Genomic DNA, 14,067 nt, shown 5'->3' on the forward strand with positions numbered 1-14,067 from the left:
GGCGCGGGGTGGGCACGCCACCCCGCGCGTCCCGTGGTGCGGGCTACTTCTTCTTGTTCCAGTTGTCCCAGCCGGGTCGGCTGTCGAACTTACCCTTGTTGGCCCAGGTGGGGCGGTTGTCGAACTTCGCCGCGTCGATCGGCTCTACCGACCGCTGAGGGTCGACGCCGAGGCGGGCGAGTTGCTCAGGTGCGGCGTTGACGAGGACCGCGAGAGCGTTGGTCATGGGGCTTCTCCTTGCGGGGTGAGGTGATCCGCGGCGGCGCGGACGAGGGCCTGTCGGGTGGTTCGGCAGTAGGTGGTCTCGCGGGCGGTGAACGTCGCGTGCTCGAAGTAGCGGTTGCCGGCCTGGGCGCCCCGGCAGAAGTCGTAGAAGGCGCAGTGGTCGGCGCAGTCGTTGAGGGCCACGACGAACTCGGCGACATAGTCCAGGTCGCCGGCGCGGGCGAGCATGGCGGTGATCGGCTGGTGGAGGACGTTGCCGGCGATGAAGTCGCCGTATCGCGGCTCGGTGATGCCGAGGAGCTCCGGTGACAGCAGCACGACCTGCCCATCCCAGGAGACGGTCGGGATCGGCTCATACGGCGCGTGGTCGACGCGGCCAGCGCGGGTGGCGGCGAGGTAGTCGGCCAGCCGGTCCACGTCGCGGATCCGCAGCGGGCTGCCGCCGACGCGACGTGCGATGAGGTGCTGCCAGAACCGGTACGCGGCATCCTCCGCCACCGGCGCCCGGTCGGCGCCCTCCTGCTCCTCGATGTTGAAGCCCACCGACTCGCAGCCGGGCAGGCCGGTGAAGAAGTCGACGAGGGCGTCCGCGTGGTCGATGGTTTCCGGGGTGACCACACAGATAACCGAGTACCTCAGCCCCGCTTCGGCCAGGGTCTGCATGCCGCGCAGGGTTCGGGCGTCCGTTCGGTTGCCGGCCCGGTCGAGGCGGTTCCGGTTCAACGCGCCCGGTCCGTCGATGCTGACCCCGACCTCGAACCCATAATCGGTGAACAGCTCGCACCACTGTCGATTGATCAGCGTCGCGTTCGTCTGGATCTCGTGACGCACCATCCCCGCGCGCCGCAGCTCCTCAAACGGGGCCAGCAGGCCCCGGAACAGCCCGATGGGTGTGGCTGTGGGTTCACCCCCGTGCCACACGACGCTCACGGGATGACCGCTGTTCTGCTGGGCGATCGACTCGGCACAGGCCCGCGCGACCGCGGCGCTCATCAGGCGGAGGGATCTCCGGTCGGGCAGGTAGCAGTAGGTGCAGTCGAGGTTGCAGAAGGTCGTTGGCTGCACGACCAGGGTGTGGAAGCTGCCGGCGATCGCCGGCTGGTCGGTGGCGTTGATGAGGCCGATGCCGTTCACGAGGAGCCCTGTTCGGTGCTGCCGGCCGTGGTGGTGCTGACGCGGTAGGCGTGGGTGTGGCGGGCGGGCCAGCCGAGGAACCGGTCGAACATGTCGGCGGCGCTGCCAGTGACGCTCGGGTTGAGCCGGTACAGGTCGTCGATTGCGTCGTGCAGGCAGCTGGCCAGGTAGAGGAATAGGCTCACCGGCACTTCTCGGTACTCGGCCAGGAGCGCGAGCTTCGCCGCGCCGCAGGGCCACGGCTGCCCGCATCGGCGGCACAGCCACAGCGGGCGCATCGGCAAGTGTTCCACCTCGGCTGGCGCGAGCCGGTTCGCTGCGAGACGGCGTTGCGGCCCGGTCACCGGCGACCGCCCTCGCGGGCCTGCTGCTCGAACAGCCGACGCCACACGAAGGTGAGCAGCGGCGGGTCAGCGGGCCACACCTGCCCCGGTGAGGCCGTCCACCTGGGCTCGGGGCGCCGGGACTGGCCGGCCATGGCGTTACGCGAGACGTACACCGTCATGCCGCCACCCCCACCAGGGACGATGAGCGGCGGGCTCGCCGGGGGAAGGGCGGGCCCGCCGCCGCACCACGGCGGCTGGGAGCAGACCGCCGATCACCCACCCGCGCAGCCCTCATGGCGGTACGCAGGCGGGGAAAGCGCCGAGACAGTTCGCTCCTGGACAGGCCGAGCCAGCGGCCCAAGCCGTGGTGTGGTGCGCCGCTCATCGATCCCTCCATCTGCAGCTCCCTGTCAGTCATCCCTAACACCGGCATCGACACGCGCCGGTGATCCGGGGTGAACTGAACGTAGGGGCGGCCGGTACGGAGGACCGGGAAAATCCGTACCGGGTCCGGCGGGCTTCAGCGGGCAGGGTGATGGTGTGCGAGGGATGACGGACGACATGACGATCGGCCAGCGCGTCGCCTTCTACCGGCGTCGGCGAGGGCTCTCCCAGGAGGTGCTGGCCGGTCTGGTCGGCAAGACGCAGGAGTGGTTACGCAAGGTCGAGACGAACCGGGCCGACCTGGACCGGCTGTCGGTCATACGCGCGATCGCCAAGGCCCTCGACGTGTCCCTCGGCGACCTGATCGGCGCCCCGAGCCTGTTCGAGTGGTCGGACGACTCCGGACGCGAGACCATCCCCGCCTTGCGGGCCGCGCTTCACGACTATCGTCACCTCGCGCCGGCGCTTGCCAGCACGGGAGACGTCGAGGCACCTGCCCTGCGCGAGATCGAGAACGACGTAGCCGAGATCTGGACCGCCTACCAGCACTCCCGTTATGGCACCCTTGCCCGCCGGCTGCCCTACCTCATCCACGACTGTCTCACCGCCACTGAGGCGTACGACGGAGACGACGGCCAGCGCGCGCACGCGATGACCGCCTACGCGCACCAGCTCGCCGCGTTGTTCCTCACCAAACTCGGCGAAGGTGACCTCGCGTGGACCGCCGCCAGCCGAGGGCTGGCGGCCGCTAACGCCAGCCACGATCACGTCGTCATCGGCTCACTTAGCCGCTCCGCCGCGCACTCGCTGGCGTCCATCGGTGAGTACGCCCAAGCCCGCGGCCTCGCCGCCACGGCGGCGCGGTTCCTGGAACCCCGGCTCGTCAGGCCGACTCCGCAGCTGCTGTCGGTCTACGGCAGCCTGCACCTCGTCTGCGCGCTGGCCGCCGCTCGAGACGACGACCGCGCCTCGGCCGACACCCACATCACCGAGGCCGATGCCGCCGCACAGCGACTCGGTGCCGATGGCAACCACGTGTGGACCGCGTTCGGGCCGACCAACGTGTCGATCCACAAGACCACCGTGGCGATGGAACTCGGCGACGTACAACGCGCCATCGCCATCGGCGCCCCACTCGACACCAGCACCGTGCCCGTCGAGCGGCGGGTCCGGCACGCCATCGAAACCGCCCGAGCCCTCGCCCGATGGAACCGCATCGACGACGCGCTCGCCGCGCTCCTAGACGCCGAGACCCTCGGGCCCGACCAGGTGCGCTACCACCAGCTCTCCCGCGACCTCGTCCGAGACATCCTCACCCGCCCCCGGCCACCACGACTGGCCGTCGAACTCAGCGACCGAATGGGCGTCCGGACGGGAGGCCCCCGCTGGTAAATGGACTCAGATCAACCGGCTCGTGTAGCCGACTGCCACCAGGCGCTCGAAGGCCGCCCGCACCTCGTCCGGCATCTCCTGCGGGATCGCGAACCCGCGCTCGGCGTACACCTCGATCCGCTGCGTGTCGCCGACCAGCATGTCCACCACCCGCCGCGGGTCGCCAATGCTGCGCACGTAGTCGTCCAGTTTTAGTGGATTCGAGGCGCACACCACATCGACCTCCGGCCAGATCAGCCTGCAGGTGGCGTAGGCCCGACGCTGTTGGTAGGGCCGCGACATGATCAGCACCGACTTCACCGGAATCTGGTGTTCGGTCAGGAGCTGACGCGAGTACTCCAGGTTCTGAGCGGTGTTCGTGGCACGCGGCTCCACGAGAATCGCTTCCCCGGGTACGCCCTGCTCGATGGCGTACTCGCGGTAGTGCACTGCTTCTCCACGCGGAAAACGCTCGACGGTCGTCGGGGCGTTCGCGCCGGTGAACACGATCCTGGGGAACAGGCCCTCGTGAAACAAGCGCGTCGCGATGACAGCCACCCCGAGGTCATGACTGCCCAATCCGATCCCCACGTCGCACGGGCGCAACTCGTGACGCATGTCGTGGTAGCGCCACAGCGTCTCCACATCAGCCCGGATCGCGTCAGGGATCGCCTCGGCAGGTGCCTCTGCATGCCGGTTCATCAGCACCTACCAGGTCCGGTCCGCGCTGGTTCCCTCATGCCGCCAGCGTAGGGCTAGCAGGGCAGCAGGACGCCGCTGACTCCAGCACCACGCCGCTGACCTCGTCAGGACCAGAGGGCTGGCGGCGGCCAAGGCATCGTGAAGGGCTGCGGTCAGTATCCGACCTCGACGAGGCAACGCCTGCCGCCTTCGCCCGGCACCTGCCACACCTGCTCGTCCGGCCAGTGGCGATACAACAGCTGCCGTGTGGTCGTGGCGACAGCGTTCGGCAGCGGCCCACGAAACAGGTCGGCCTGCAGTCGTTCCTCCCGCTCGGCGTCCTGCGCGATCAGCAGAACCGCCCCGACCGGCACCAGCCGGTCCGCACGCCGGTAGCCGGCCAACAGTCCACCCAGCCCTGACGCCGGCCGCTCATGCTCGGCGACAACGTCGCCGACCGGGCCACGGTCGACGTGTACCAGGAACCGCAGGCACCGCCCGTCCTGCAGCCATATGCCGTAGCCGTCGGCCCGCAACTGCGCGAGGTCGTGCTGGCGCAACCATGACGAGGTCTCCATCGTCGCCAGCCACTGGAACAGCTCGCACCGCCCCGGGTTGCGCCGCGACACCTCGATCAACGGCAGGAACAGCAGGGCATCCGCCCTGCCGGAGGGCCGCTGACCCAACCGCAGCGGAACCGGCCGCCCCGACGCCGTCAGGGCGCGGCGGAGCACCTCCGTCCCCTCGGCCGTGACCTCGTACCACCAGGTGTGGGTCCGGTCCTCCGGCGAGCGTTCACGGCGCACCAGCCCCGCCTCGTGCAGCCACACCAGGTCGCGGTGGGCCGTCAGCCGCGACACCGCACAGACGAGCGCCACGTCCAGCGTCGACGCGGAACCGTGCTGCGCCAGGTACGACAGGATCCGCCACCGCCGCGGGGACAACCGCCGCGCGGCACCCTGGTCGCCCATCCCCTGATGATCCCTCCGAGCCCCGGCGGTCCGACATCCTGTTTCCCACAGCCTCAACAGAGAGTGATCGATGCTCTGACCGGGTGATCGGAAGTTGGGACCGCCGTGGCCGGAGACAGCGCCCGCCGTGGGCCGTTGGGCCAGGCGTCGGCGAGCCGTGCGAGCACCCACATACCCAAACCGTGGTTTTGGGGCCGATTTTGGAGATCACTGTTCAATGAATCAGCCGAAGAGCCGAGGACGAAGGAAGCGAAGCGGTCAAACCGGGCCACCAAAAGTTGATCTCCAAGGAGAGCACTGCACCGCCAGCACCGATCGCCAGAAACGCCTGACACGCGACTTCCCGGCTCGAGATGAAGCGCCACACGCCGAGAATTGGTTACCGAAAGTGACGGATTCACGCGAGCCTCTGCACCAGCGTTCGGCCGAGCAGCCACCCCTCGCCCCGGCCGGCTGGCGCCAACTTCCCCTAGATGTGAGACTGTCGATGTAACTAAATGTGCCTGGACAGATGCATTTAGCGATGTGGGTGGTTCCGTTGGAACAGCTTCCATTGTGGGGACCGAGCACCGACGAAGAGCCGAGACCGAAGCCGGTCCTGACGCGACCAGCGAAACTCCGCCTGCTGATCACCGTGAAGGCGGCACCCATCCCCTCCGCGCGGTACGGGGAGACGGTCTGCGTCGGGGCACTAGGCATGGACCCACCCTGGACGGGCTGGATTCGCCTTTACCCGGTCCACCATCGTCACCTCGGCGACGACGGCACGTTCCGCAAGTACGACATCATCCAGGTCGACGCGCGGCCGGCCAGGGACGACCCACGGCGCGAGAGCTGGAAGCCGATCGTGGACACCATCACCATCGAACGGCACCTCGCCAGCCGGCAGTCGCGTCGACACCTCCTCGATCCACTCGTCGAAGACTCCATGTGCCGGCTCAACGCACAGGCCCCCGACGACCGGAGCGCACGATCGATCGCGCTGATTCGCGCGGCCGACATCTCGGATCTCCAGGTCAGACGACATCGCGGCTGGTCGGCGGAGGATCGGAAGAAGATCGCTCGCTACTTGGATCAGCTCGACCTACTGGAACCGGCCAAGCGCAGCCCGCTTCATGCACCGCGCTTCACCGGCACCTACCGCTACCGATGCGCCGACCGCCGTTGCCGCGGTCACGAGCAGACACTCCGAGACTGTGAGTTCGTCGCCCTGCAGCGCCGCCTCGGCCAGCTCACCGACGCGGAGGCCGAGGAGCAGCTGAGAGATAAGTTCTTCACCCAGCTCTGTGCCGCCGACCGCGACGTCGCCTTCTACGTGGGCAACCAAGCGGCCAGACCGCAGTCCTTCAGCATCGGCGGCGTCTACGCACCGAGACGGCCCACCACCCGGTACCGACTGCACGTCAACCAATGACGTCGGCCAGCACGTCGGCATGGCACGCATCCTCGACGCGGCACCAGCACGCCAACTGCTTCCCCGTAAGCTCCCGCCGCGCCCGCTCAACAAGGGCCGGCTGCCCCACAAGCCACTGCCGATAGAGGCGTAACGCCTCCGCCCGATCATGCTTTCGCAGACTGAACGGGTTCGCCCAGGGAGAACGCCGCAACCCGAACCCCTGCCGCCCGACATACACGGCACCGGGCGGCACCACCGGGTGATAGAGGTCCCCCTGCACACGAACCCGCAGCTCTACCCCCACGCCGCTAGCGTAATCGCCAATGATCGGCCCCGCGTGGATGCTCGAAGGAAGCGCGTCGACGCCCGGGCGGGCAGATGCGCCAACGACCCCGCGGGCCCGACGCGGGCTGGCCACCTCAGAAAATGACGATGAGCCCAGGCGTCCACGGAAAACAACGACATGTCCCAGCAACGCCGGCCCGGTCCAACGGCTCCCGAGCACCCACCGAGCCACCACCACCCACGCCCGGACACGAAAAGGCCCTGACCGGCGTGGAACGCCTGGTCAGGGCCTTGATCGTTGGTGCGCCGCCAGGGACTCGAACCCCGAACCCGCGGATTAAGAGTCCGCTGCTCTGCCAGTTGAGCTAGCGGCGCTCGCTGACAACGGGAAGAAGATTAGCACGCCCGCCGAGCCGGGTTCCAATCCGATACCGGGGTCCACCCTTCGGACGAGCTTAACCGGCGAAAGCGACCAAAACGGTCACCTCATCCGGCGCGGGGGCGGGCGCGGGAGCGTCGATGCGGCACGATGTCCGCCAGGCACGCGAGGACAGGGGTGGGCATGGGCAGGTTCGCGCGGGCCGGGGCGACGGTGGGCGCCCTGGTCCTGACGGCGTCGCTGGCACTGACCGGGTGCGGCGGCGGCGACGAGGGGAAGAAGCCGGAGTTCGTGCCCGGCCAGCAGCAGGTCGGCGGCGTCTCGTCCTCCGCGCCCGACCCGAGCGTCGCACCCAGCGACAGCGCCGCCGCGCCGCCACTGACGGTGAGCCCGGCCGACGGCGCGAACGCCCGGCCGGTCAGCACCGAGATCAGCGCCCGCATCCCCGGTGGCGGCACCGTTTCGAAGGTGGTGCTCGCCACCGCCGACGGAACGAACGTCGCCGGGCGGATGCGGCGTGACGGCTCCAGCTGGGTGCCGTCGGCCGCGCTGAAGTACGGCACCAAGTACACCGCCACGGTCACCGGCGCCGGCAAGGACGGCCAGACCTACCAGGGCACCAGCACGTTCACCACGATGGCCAAGCCCAAGTCGATGATCGGCTCCGGCCTCTACATGTTCAGCGGCAAGACGTACGGGGTGGCCATGCCCGTGGTCGCCGAGTTCTCCCCGGGCATCCCGAAGAAGGACCGGGCCGCGGTGCAGAAGCGGATGTTCGTGCAGACCGACCCGCCGCAGCCCGGCGCCTGGCACTGGGTCGACAACGGCACCCAGGCGTACTACCGCGCGCCGGAGTACTGGAAGACGGGCACCACGATCACGGTCCGGCTGGCGCTGGCCGGGATCCCGCTGAGCAACGGCCGGTACGGCAACATCGACCGCAGCGCCACCGCCAAGATCGGCCGCGCGTTCGAGATGACGGTGGACAACGCGACCAAGCAGATGACGGTCTCCGAGAACGGCTCGGTCATCCGTACGCTGCCGGTCAGCCTGGGCAAGAAGAGCACCCCCTCCTCGAGCGGAACCATGGTGGTGATGGAGAAGAAGGAGTCCACCGTCTTCGACACCCGCAGCGAGCCGGACCCGGCCAACCGCTACGTCACCGAGATCGACTTCGCCCAGCGGATCACCTGGGGTGGCGAGTACATCCACGCCGCGCCCTGGTCCGAGGGTGTGCAGGGGCGCCGCAACGTCTCGCACGGCTGCGTCAACGTGTCGATGGCCAACGGCCGGTGGCTGTTCGGCAAGACGATGGTGGGTGACCCGATCACGGTGAAGGGCACCGAGCGCCGCCTGGCCTCGGGCAACGGCTGGACGGCGTGGAGCATGAGCTGGTCGCAGTTCGTCGCCGGCAGCGCACTGCCGGTTCCGCAGGGCGGGCAGCCGGCGCCGTTCTGACCGGCGTAACGTGGTCGGACACGCCACCTCCGACGAAGCGCCGGACGACAGGGGAATCGTTACACCCGCGCGGGGTGTTCCGTTTCACGTCCGGCAACGCGTACCCGCTCCGGCGCGTCTGACCTGAGACGACGGGGAACGGCATCACCTTGTGAGGGAGTCATGCGAGCTGGGCAGGACGAACCGATCCGGGGCGTGAGCGCCCGACGCGTCGGCCGCCGCCGTGCGCTGGCAGCCGGGCTGCTCGCCGCCGCGATGGCCCTGACCGCCTGCACCAGCGGCGGCGGCGACAAGCCGTCGAGCTGGCAGGGCGGCGGCGACGGCGGCGAGAAGGCGCCGAAGGCGACGGCCACCATCAGCGAGCCCGCCGCCGACGCCAAGGACGTGCCCGCGTCCACCGCCATCACCTTCACCACGAAGGAGGCGCAGGACACCACGGTCGAGCTGAAGGACGCCGCCGGCAAGGTCGTCGACGGCACGCTCGCGGCGGACGGCGGGAGCTGGCTGCCGTCAGCGGCCCTGGAGTACGGGCAGACGTACACGGCGACCGTGACCGCGACCGGCGACGACGGCAAGGCCGCCACCGCGACCAGCACGTTCACCACGATGGCGAAGCCGGCCAAGCAGATCCGGGTCACCAGCTTCCTGGGCGACAACCAGGTCGTGGGCGTGGCCATGCCGCTGATCGTGAAGTTCGGCCGGGCCATCCCGGAGGACTACCGCGACGACGTCCAGCGCCGGATGACCGTCACCTCGAAGCCGGCCCAGGAGGGCATCTGGCACTGGGTGAGCCCGACCGAGGTGCGCTACCGGCCCAAGACGTTCTGGAAGGCCAACAGCACCGTCAGCTACAAGGTGCAGGCCGGCGGGCTGCCGCTGGGCGGTGGCTGGTACGGCCGCGCCGACCTCAGCGTCGACATCAAGATCGGCCCGTCGTTCGTGATGACCGTCGACAACCGCACCAAGCGGATGACGGTCACCCGCGACGGCAAGGTGGTCAAGACCATCCCGGTGAGCCTGGGCAAGAAGAGCACCCCCTCCTCCAGCGGCACCATGGTGGTGATCGAGAAGCTCCGGCACACGGTCTTCGACACCATGGAGGAGCTGGGCCCGGAGGAGGGCTACCGCACCGAGATCGACTACGCCCAGCGGCTCACCTGGGGCGGCGAGTTCATCCACGCCGCGCCGTGGTCCGAGGGCGTGCAGGGCCGCACGAACGTGTCGCACGGCTGCGTCAACGTGTCGATGAAGGAAGGCAACTGGCTGTTCGCCAACACCCGCATCGGTGACCCGATCACCGTCAAGGGCACCGAGCGCAAGCTCCAGAACGGCAACGGCTGGACCGACTGGAACATGAGCTGGGACGAGTACGTCAAGGGCAGCGCCCTGCCGTACGAGCCGCCGGCCGCCGACACCACGCCGGACGCCGGCACGCCGAGCGTCGAGCCCACCCCCTGACCCTCGCACACGACGAAGCCCCCTCCCGGAGGAGGGGGCTTCGTCGATGGGGTGACTGATGGGAATTGAACCCACGACAACCGGGACCACAACCCGGTGCTCTGCCAACTGAGCTACAGCCACCATGCTCGCCGCTCCGGTCGCCCGGGCGGTGCGCGGACTAATCATAGCCACACTCCGGCCGACCCCGTCCACCGGGTTCGGCGCGGGCGTCAGAGCTGGGCGGCGATCGCCTTCGCGGCCTCGACGTCCGGCCCCGGCAGCGGGACGAACACGGTCCGCCGGTAGTACTCCAGCTCGCGGATGCTCTCCCGGATGTCGGCGAGCGCCCGGTGGGCCAGGCCCTTCTGCGGCTGCCCGAAGTACACCCGCGGGTACCAGCGCCGGCACAGCTCCTTGATCGAGGAGACGTCGATCATCCGGTAGTGCAGGTGCGCGTCGAGCCGGGTCATGTCGCGGGCCAGGAAACCCCGGTCGGTGGCGATCGAGTTGCCGCACAGCGGGGCCGTACGCGGATCCTTCACGTAGCTGGTCACGTAGTCGAGCACCATGTCCTCGGCCTCGGCCAGCGTCACCGTGGAGCGGCGTACCTCCTCGGTGAGGCCGGACTTGGCGTGCATGCTGCGCACGATCTCCGGCATGCCGTCGAGCGCCTCGTCGTCGGCGTGGATCACCACGTCGACGCCGTCTCCGAGCACGTTGAGGTCGGGATCGGTGACGAGCGCGGCGACCTCGATCAGGGCGTCCCGCCGCAGGTCGAGCCCGGTCATCTCACAGTCGATCCAGACGAGAAGATCAGCCACCGGAACAGACTACGCGCCGCCGACGCGCCCGCGCCTCGGCCCGGCGGCCGAGGTGGACCGCTAGGGTTTCCTGCGTGCCAGCCGAACCCGTCGCCCCACCCGCCGTCCCCCGTGACGACGCGGGCGGGCGTACGGCTCGCCGGGTGGTCGTGGTGCTGGCGCTGATCGCGATCCTGCCGGCGCCCTACCTGCGCAACCTGCGGCACGACTACTACGACCAGAAGATCTACATGTCGGCGATGGACTGGTGGGCGGCCGGGCACCCGCTCTACGACTACGTCCAGCCGGACCGGGTGCAGGGCGCGCTCTACTTCACCTATCCGCCGTTCGCGGCGCTGCTCCTGGCGCCGTTCGGATATCTGCGGCTCGGGGTGGCCATCGCCGCCTTCGCGGTGCTGACGGTGGCCGCGGTGGTGGTGACCACGCGCTGGCTGGTGCTGCCGGTGCTGCGGCGGCACGACCTGCCGCTGGGGTTCGGCCTCACCGTCGCCGTGCTGCTGGTGCTCGCCGTGGAGAGCACCCGGGAGACGATCACGCTCGGGCAGATCAACATGCTGCTCGTGGTGCTGATCCTCGGCGACCTGCTGTTCGCCGTACCGCAGGGTCGGCGCTGGGCCGGCGTGGGCGTGGGGCTGGCGGCGGCGCTCAAGCTCTTCCCCGGCATCTTCGTGCTCTACCTGCTCGCCGCCCGGAAGTGGCGGGCGGCGGCCGTGGCGGCGGTGACCGCGGCGGTGGCCACGCTGCTGGCGGCGGCGGTCGCGCCGGGCGACTCGTGGCGGTTCTGGACCCATGAGCTGTGGGTGACCGACCGGGTGGGCCGCCCCGACTACACCGGCAACCAGTCGCTGTTCGGGCTGCTCAGCCGCCTGACCGCGCCGGCCGAGCCGGACCGGCTGCTGTGGCTGCTGCTCGCGCTGGCGGTGGCCGCGTTCGGGCTGTGGCGGGCGGCGCGCGCGTCCCGGGCGGGGGACGCGCTGGTGGGTCTCACCCTGACCGGGCTGGTGGGCGGGCTGGTCAGCCCGATCACCTGGATCCACCACCTGTACTGGTTCATCCCCGCGGTGGTGGTGCTCGTCGACGCGGCACTGGACGCCGATCCGGCGACGCCCGCCGGGGCCCGCCGTCGCGGCGGCCTCTTCGCGCTGGCCGCCGTCGTCGGCCTGCCGATCGTGTACGGGTTGGTGACGTTCCAGGACTGGGGCACCGCCATCGTGCACACGGACGACCCGGTCGACTTCGTGGTCCGCAACATGTACGTCCTGCTGAGCCTGCTGGTGCTCGTGGCGCTGCCGATCCGCCGGCACGCGGACGAGAAACCGATGACTCGGACTGAACGGACACACCTCGCAACAAACGGCGATCAGCGCTAATCTGGTACCAACTACCTCAGTTTTCTCCCAGGTAGCACCGATCCCCCGGTGAAAGAACGGCCCTCCGCGTCGGCAGCGCGGAGGGCCGTTCGGGTTCTCCTCGTCAGTCCTGGTCGTCGGCGCACCGGCTGGGCGGCGCAGCGATCGCCGCGCGGGTCCGCCCACCGGACCCGGAGCCCACCGCCACCAGGTGCCGCTCGGGTCGCGACGCCGGGCCCGGCTGGCGGCCCAGCCCGCTCAGCGAGGTGACGCCGAGACGCCCGGCCAGCACCGGCACCTGGTCCGGCTCGACCACGAAGACCACCTCACGCGGCCGCAGCGGGCGCAGCAGCACCACCACGGCGAGAACCACCAGCAGCGACCCGCCGGCCAGCAGCGCCCACGCCAGCCCGGGGAACCATCCGGCCCGCAACTCGGCACGCATCCGCAGGTCGAGCCCGTCCGCGCCGTCCACGCGCATCACGACCAGGCTCAACGACCGGCCGGACAGTTCCGACGGGCTCCACTCAAGGGATCCGACGCCCTCGCGTACCCAGAAGGGGGCCGTCATCGGCGCGGCGGTGCCGGCGCCGGCGGTGGCCGGGTCGAGATCGACCGGCAGCGGGCCCCGGGTGACCGCGACGCGGCGCACGGTGCTGTGCGGGACGTCGGCCAGCCACCGGCGCACCTGGTCGGCCGGGGCGAGGCCGAGGAAGACCTCGCCGTCGTCGTCCCGCGCGGTCAGGTGCAGCCGGGCCTGCCCGGTGCGCGCCAGCGGCAGGTCGGCGCGCAGCAACGCGTCCACGTCGGCCACCAGCACCGCGCGGGCCGGCGTGCGGACCGGCTCGAACCGGGCGCCGAAACCGCCGTCCGGGTCGGCGTGCCGGGCGGCGAGCCAGAGACCCCCACCCGCCAGCAGCGCCGGAATCCCCAACGCCAGCAGCACCACGCCGGCGATCGTGCGTACGAAACGCATTCGCGTCGTCCCTCTCGGTAGCCAACTACCCGGCCGACCTTACCGACGCGCGTCGGCCGATCGCCGGATATCGGCGGCACCCGTCCGGGACGGCGACCGGCCCGGCGGATCGTTCCGCCGGGCCGGTGAACCGCTCGCGTTCAGGACTTCGCGGCGGGCTCCCGACGGGTACGCGCGAACGCCAGGCCGCCGAGGGCCAGGCCGCCCAGTCCGGCGACCAGGCCGGCCACACCGAGGGCGGTGGCGGCGCCGGAGCCGTCGTCGTCATCGTCGTCGTCCGCGGCGGCGGACGGCGCGCTCGCGCCCGGCGAGGCGGGCGCCGCGGCGGCGAGCTTGAGCACCGGCGCCGGGTTCTCCGGCTCCTCCGCGCCCGGCGTGGGCTCCTCGATCCACCGGGAGACGTTGCCGTCGGAGTACGTCTGGAGCACCTTGAACACCATCGTGTCGGCCTGCGGCAGCGGGCCCATCGACACCGGGAACTCCTGGAACTCGCCCGGCTTCACACCGCCGTTCGGCGCGGCGGTGAAGGTCAGCTTGGAGACGGCCTCGGTGAGCTGGCTGCCGTGCACCTCGATCGGCGGGTCGACCTTGCGCTTCTCCACCGCGACCGTCCAGCCCGCCACCGGCATGGTGGAGACCGAGCCGACCGGGGCGTTCTCCGGCAGGTTCACCTCGACCTTGACCGTCGACGCCGTGTCGCTCTCGTTCGGCACCCGGAACGCGAACCGGCCGTAGCCGCCCTGCGTACCCTCGGCCGGGTTGATCGTGACGTGCGCCGAGGCCGGCCCGGCCAGGCCGAGCACGGCCGTGGCGACGGCGGTGAGGGTCAGCGCGGCGACTGTCGCGGGACGCCGGAGACGGATCATCAGAT

15 protein-coding genes and 2 tRNA genes are annotated in these 14,067 nt (G+C 70.2%); 5 read left to right on the plus strand and 12 right to left on the minus strand.

Annotation, left to right across the window (positions count from 1 at the left end; all coding sequences use genetic code 11):
- Window positions 1–43 precede the first annotated feature (43 nt).
- From amcA (V6U82_RS05365) to amcA (V6U82_RS05380), 4 genes are read right to left on the minus strand one after another with little or no spacing between them, the layout of a single operon-like run.
- Window positions 44–226: a multiple cyclophane-containing RiPP AmcA gene (amcA, locus tag V6U82_RS05365; protein WP_334459554.1), complete on the minus strand. Its 183-nt coding sequence runs from the start codon at window positions 224–226 to the stop codon at window positions 44–46.
- Complete coding sequence (amcB, locus tag V6U82_RS05370; RefSeq protein ID WP_281600517.1) at window positions 223–1,359, minus strand: cyclophane-forming radical SAM peptide maturase AmcB; 1,137 nt, start codon at window positions 1,357–1,359, stop codon at window positions 223–225. Before amcB ends, amcA (V6U82_RS05365) begins: the two co-directional genes overlap by 4 nt.
- Window positions 1,356–1,703: a hypothetical protein gene (locus tag V6U82_RS05375; RefSeq protein ID WP_334459558.1), complete on the minus strand. Its 348-nt coding sequence runs from the start codon at window positions 1,701–1,703 to the stop codon at window positions 1,356–1,358. Before V6U82_RS05375 ends, amcB begins: the two co-directional genes overlap by 4 nt.
- Window positions 1,700–1,864 (minus strand): multiple cyclophane-containing RiPP AmcA, encoded by a 165-nt coding sequence (gene amcA / locus V6U82_RS05380; RefSeq protein ID WP_334459560.1) that lies wholly within the window; start codon window positions 1,862–1,864, stop codon window positions 1,700–1,702. The genes V6U82_RS05375 and amcA (V6U82_RS05380) overlap by 4 nt, the downstream gene beginning before the upstream one ends.
- Before the next feature lie 370 nt (window positions 1,865–2,234).
- Between amcA (V6U82_RS05380) and V6U82_RS05385 the strand changes: the two genes are divergently transcribed.
- Window positions 2,235–3,461 carry a helix-turn-helix domain-containing protein gene (locus tag V6U82_RS05385; protein WP_334459561.1) on the plus strand — a complete coding sequence of 409 codons (1,227 nt, stop codon included), beginning with the start codon at window positions 2,235–2,237 and terminating at the stop codon, window positions 3,459–3,461.
- 6 nt (window positions 3,462–3,467) lie between these two features.
- On the opposite strand, the gene V6U82_RS05390 is transcribed toward V6U82_RS05385, so the two are convergent.
- Together V6U82_RS05390 and V6U82_RS05395 are read right to left on the minus strand one after the other, a co-directional pair.
- Window positions 3,468–4,148: a YdcF family protein gene (locus V6U82_RS05390; protein WP_309223766.1), complete on the minus strand. Its 681-nt coding sequence runs from the start codon at window positions 4,146–4,148 to the stop codon at window positions 3,468–3,470.
- 146 nt (window positions 4,149–4,294) lie between these two features.
- Window positions 4,295–5,092 (minus strand): DeoR family transcriptional regulator, encoded by a 798-nt coding sequence (locus tag V6U82_RS05395; protein ID WP_334459562.1) that lies wholly within the window; start codon window positions 5,090–5,092, stop codon window positions 4,295–4,297.
- Window positions 5,093–5,615: 523 nt separating this feature from the next.
- Between V6U82_RS05395 and V6U82_RS05400 the strand changes: the two genes are divergently transcribed.
- The gene (locus tag V6U82_RS05400; RefSeq protein ID WP_334459563.1) at window positions 5,616–6,506 is read left to right on the plus strand and encodes a hypothetical protein; all 891 of its coding nucleotides are present in this window, start codon (window positions 5,616–5,618) and stop codon (window positions 6,504–6,506) included.
- On the opposite strand, the gene V6U82_RS05405 is transcribed toward V6U82_RS05400, so the two are convergent.
- Complete coding sequence (locus V6U82_RS05405; protein ID WP_334459565.1) at window positions 6,496–6,792, minus strand: DUF4326 domain-containing protein; 297 nt, start codon at window positions 6,790–6,792, stop codon at window positions 6,496–6,498. The genes V6U82_RS05400 and V6U82_RS05405 overlap by 11 nt on opposite strands.
- 280 nt (window positions 6,793–7,072) lie before the next feature.
- Window positions 7,073–7,148 (minus strand) — tRNA-Lys (locus tag V6U82_RS05410).
- A 187-nt stretch (window positions 7,149–7,335) separates the two neighbouring features.
- Here V6U82_RS05410 and V6U82_RS05415 point away from each other — a divergent pair.
- Window positions 7,336–8,610, plus strand: coding sequence for an Ig-like domain-containing protein (locus tag V6U82_RS05415; RefSeq protein WP_334459566.1), 1,275 nt, complete (start codon window positions 7,336–7,338; stop codon window positions 8,608–8,610).
- A gap of 162 nt (window positions 8,611–8,772) precedes the next feature.
- Window positions 8,773–10,068, plus strand: a complete 1,296-nt coding sequence (locus V6U82_RS05420; protein WP_128137092.1) for a L,D-transpeptidase — start codon at window positions 8,773–8,775, stop codon at window positions 10,066–10,068.
- A 47-nt stretch (window positions 10,069–10,115) separates the two neighbouring features.
- Here the strand turns inward: V6U82_RS05420 and V6U82_RS05425 are convergent.
- Both V6U82_RS05425 and orn read right to left on the minus strand, forming a co-directional pair.
- Window positions 10,116–10,191 (minus strand) — tRNA-His (locus tag V6U82_RS05425).
- An 89-nt stretch (window positions 10,192–10,280) separates the two neighbouring features.
- Window positions 10,281–10,871 carry an oligoribonuclease gene (gene orn / locus V6U82_RS05430; RefSeq protein WP_334459569.1) on the minus strand — a complete coding sequence of 197 codons (591 nt, stop codon included), beginning with the start codon at window positions 10,869–10,871 and terminating at the stop codon, window positions 10,281–10,283.
- Window positions 10,872–10,945: 74 nt separating this feature from the next.
- Here orn and V6U82_RS05435 point away from each other — a divergent pair, with 74 nt between their 5' ends.
- Window positions 10,946–12,241, plus strand: coding sequence for a glycosyltransferase 87 family protein (locus tag V6U82_RS05435; protein WP_334459570.1), 1,296 nt, complete (start codon window positions 10,946–10,948; stop codon window positions 12,239–12,241).
- Window positions 12,242–12,344: 103 nt separating this feature from the next.
- Here V6U82_RS05435 and V6U82_RS05440 read toward each other — a convergent pair whose 3' ends face one another.
- Both V6U82_RS05440 and V6U82_RS05445 read right to left on the minus strand, forming a co-directional pair.
- Window positions 12,345–13,196 carry a hypothetical protein gene (locus tag V6U82_RS05440; RefSeq protein ID WP_334459571.1) on the minus strand — a complete coding sequence of 284 codons (852 nt, stop codon included), beginning with the start codon at window positions 13,194–13,196 and terminating at the stop codon, window positions 12,345–12,347.
- 140 nt (window positions 13,197–13,336) lie between these two features.
- Window positions 13,337–14,062 carry a YcnI family copper-binding membrane protein gene (locus V6U82_RS05445; RefSeq protein WP_128138309.1) on the minus strand — a complete coding sequence of 242 codons (726 nt, stop codon included), beginning with the start codon at window positions 14,060–14,062 and terminating at the stop codon, window positions 13,337–13,339.
- Window positions 14,063–14,067 lie beyond the last annotated feature (5 nt).

This window comes from Micromonospora sp. CPCC 205554 (assembly GCF_036902745.1).
GTDB lineage: Bacteria > Actinomycetota > Actinomycetes > Mycobacteriales > Micromonosporaceae > Micromonospora > Micromonospora tulbaghiae.

Bases quoted from the DNA above. Each gene is read 5' to 3' on its own strand.
- amcA (WP_334459554.1), bottom strand. From the start codon at position 226: ATGACCAACGCTCTCGCGGTCCTCGTCAACGCCGCACCTGAGCAACTC.
- amcA (WP_334459560.1), bottom strand. From the start codon at position 1,864: ATGACGGTGTACGTCTCGCGTAACGCCATGGCCGGCCAGTCCCGGCGC.
- V6U82_RS05395 (WP_334459562.1), bottom strand. From the start codon at position 5,092: ATGGGCGACCAGGGTGCCGCGCGGCGGTTGTCCCCGCGGCGGTGGCGG.
- V6U82_RS05445 (WP_128138309.1), bottom strand. From the start codon at position 14,062: ATGATCCGTCTCCGGCGTCCCGCGACAGTCGCCGCGCTGACCCTCACC.
- V6U82_RS05400 (WP_334459563.1), top strand. From the start codon at position 5,616: ATGTGGGTGGTTCCGTTGGAACAGCTTCCATTGTGGGGACCGAGCACC.
- V6U82_RS05415 (WP_334459566.1), top strand. From the start codon at position 7,336: ATGGGCAGGTTCGCGCGGGCCGGGGCGACGGTGGGCGCCCTGGTCCTG.
- V6U82_RS05385 (WP_334459561.1), top strand. From the start codon at position 2,235: ATGACGGACGACATGACGATCGGCCAGCGCGTCGCCTTCTACCGGCGT.
- V6U82_RS05420 (WP_128137092.1), top strand. From the start codon at position 8,773: ATGCGAGCTGGGCAGGACGAACCGATCCGGGGCGTGAGCGCCCGACGC.
- V6U82_RS05440 (WP_334459571.1), bottom strand. From the start codon at position 13,196: ATGCGTTTCGTACGCACGATCGCCGGCGTGGTGCTGCTGGCGTTGGGG.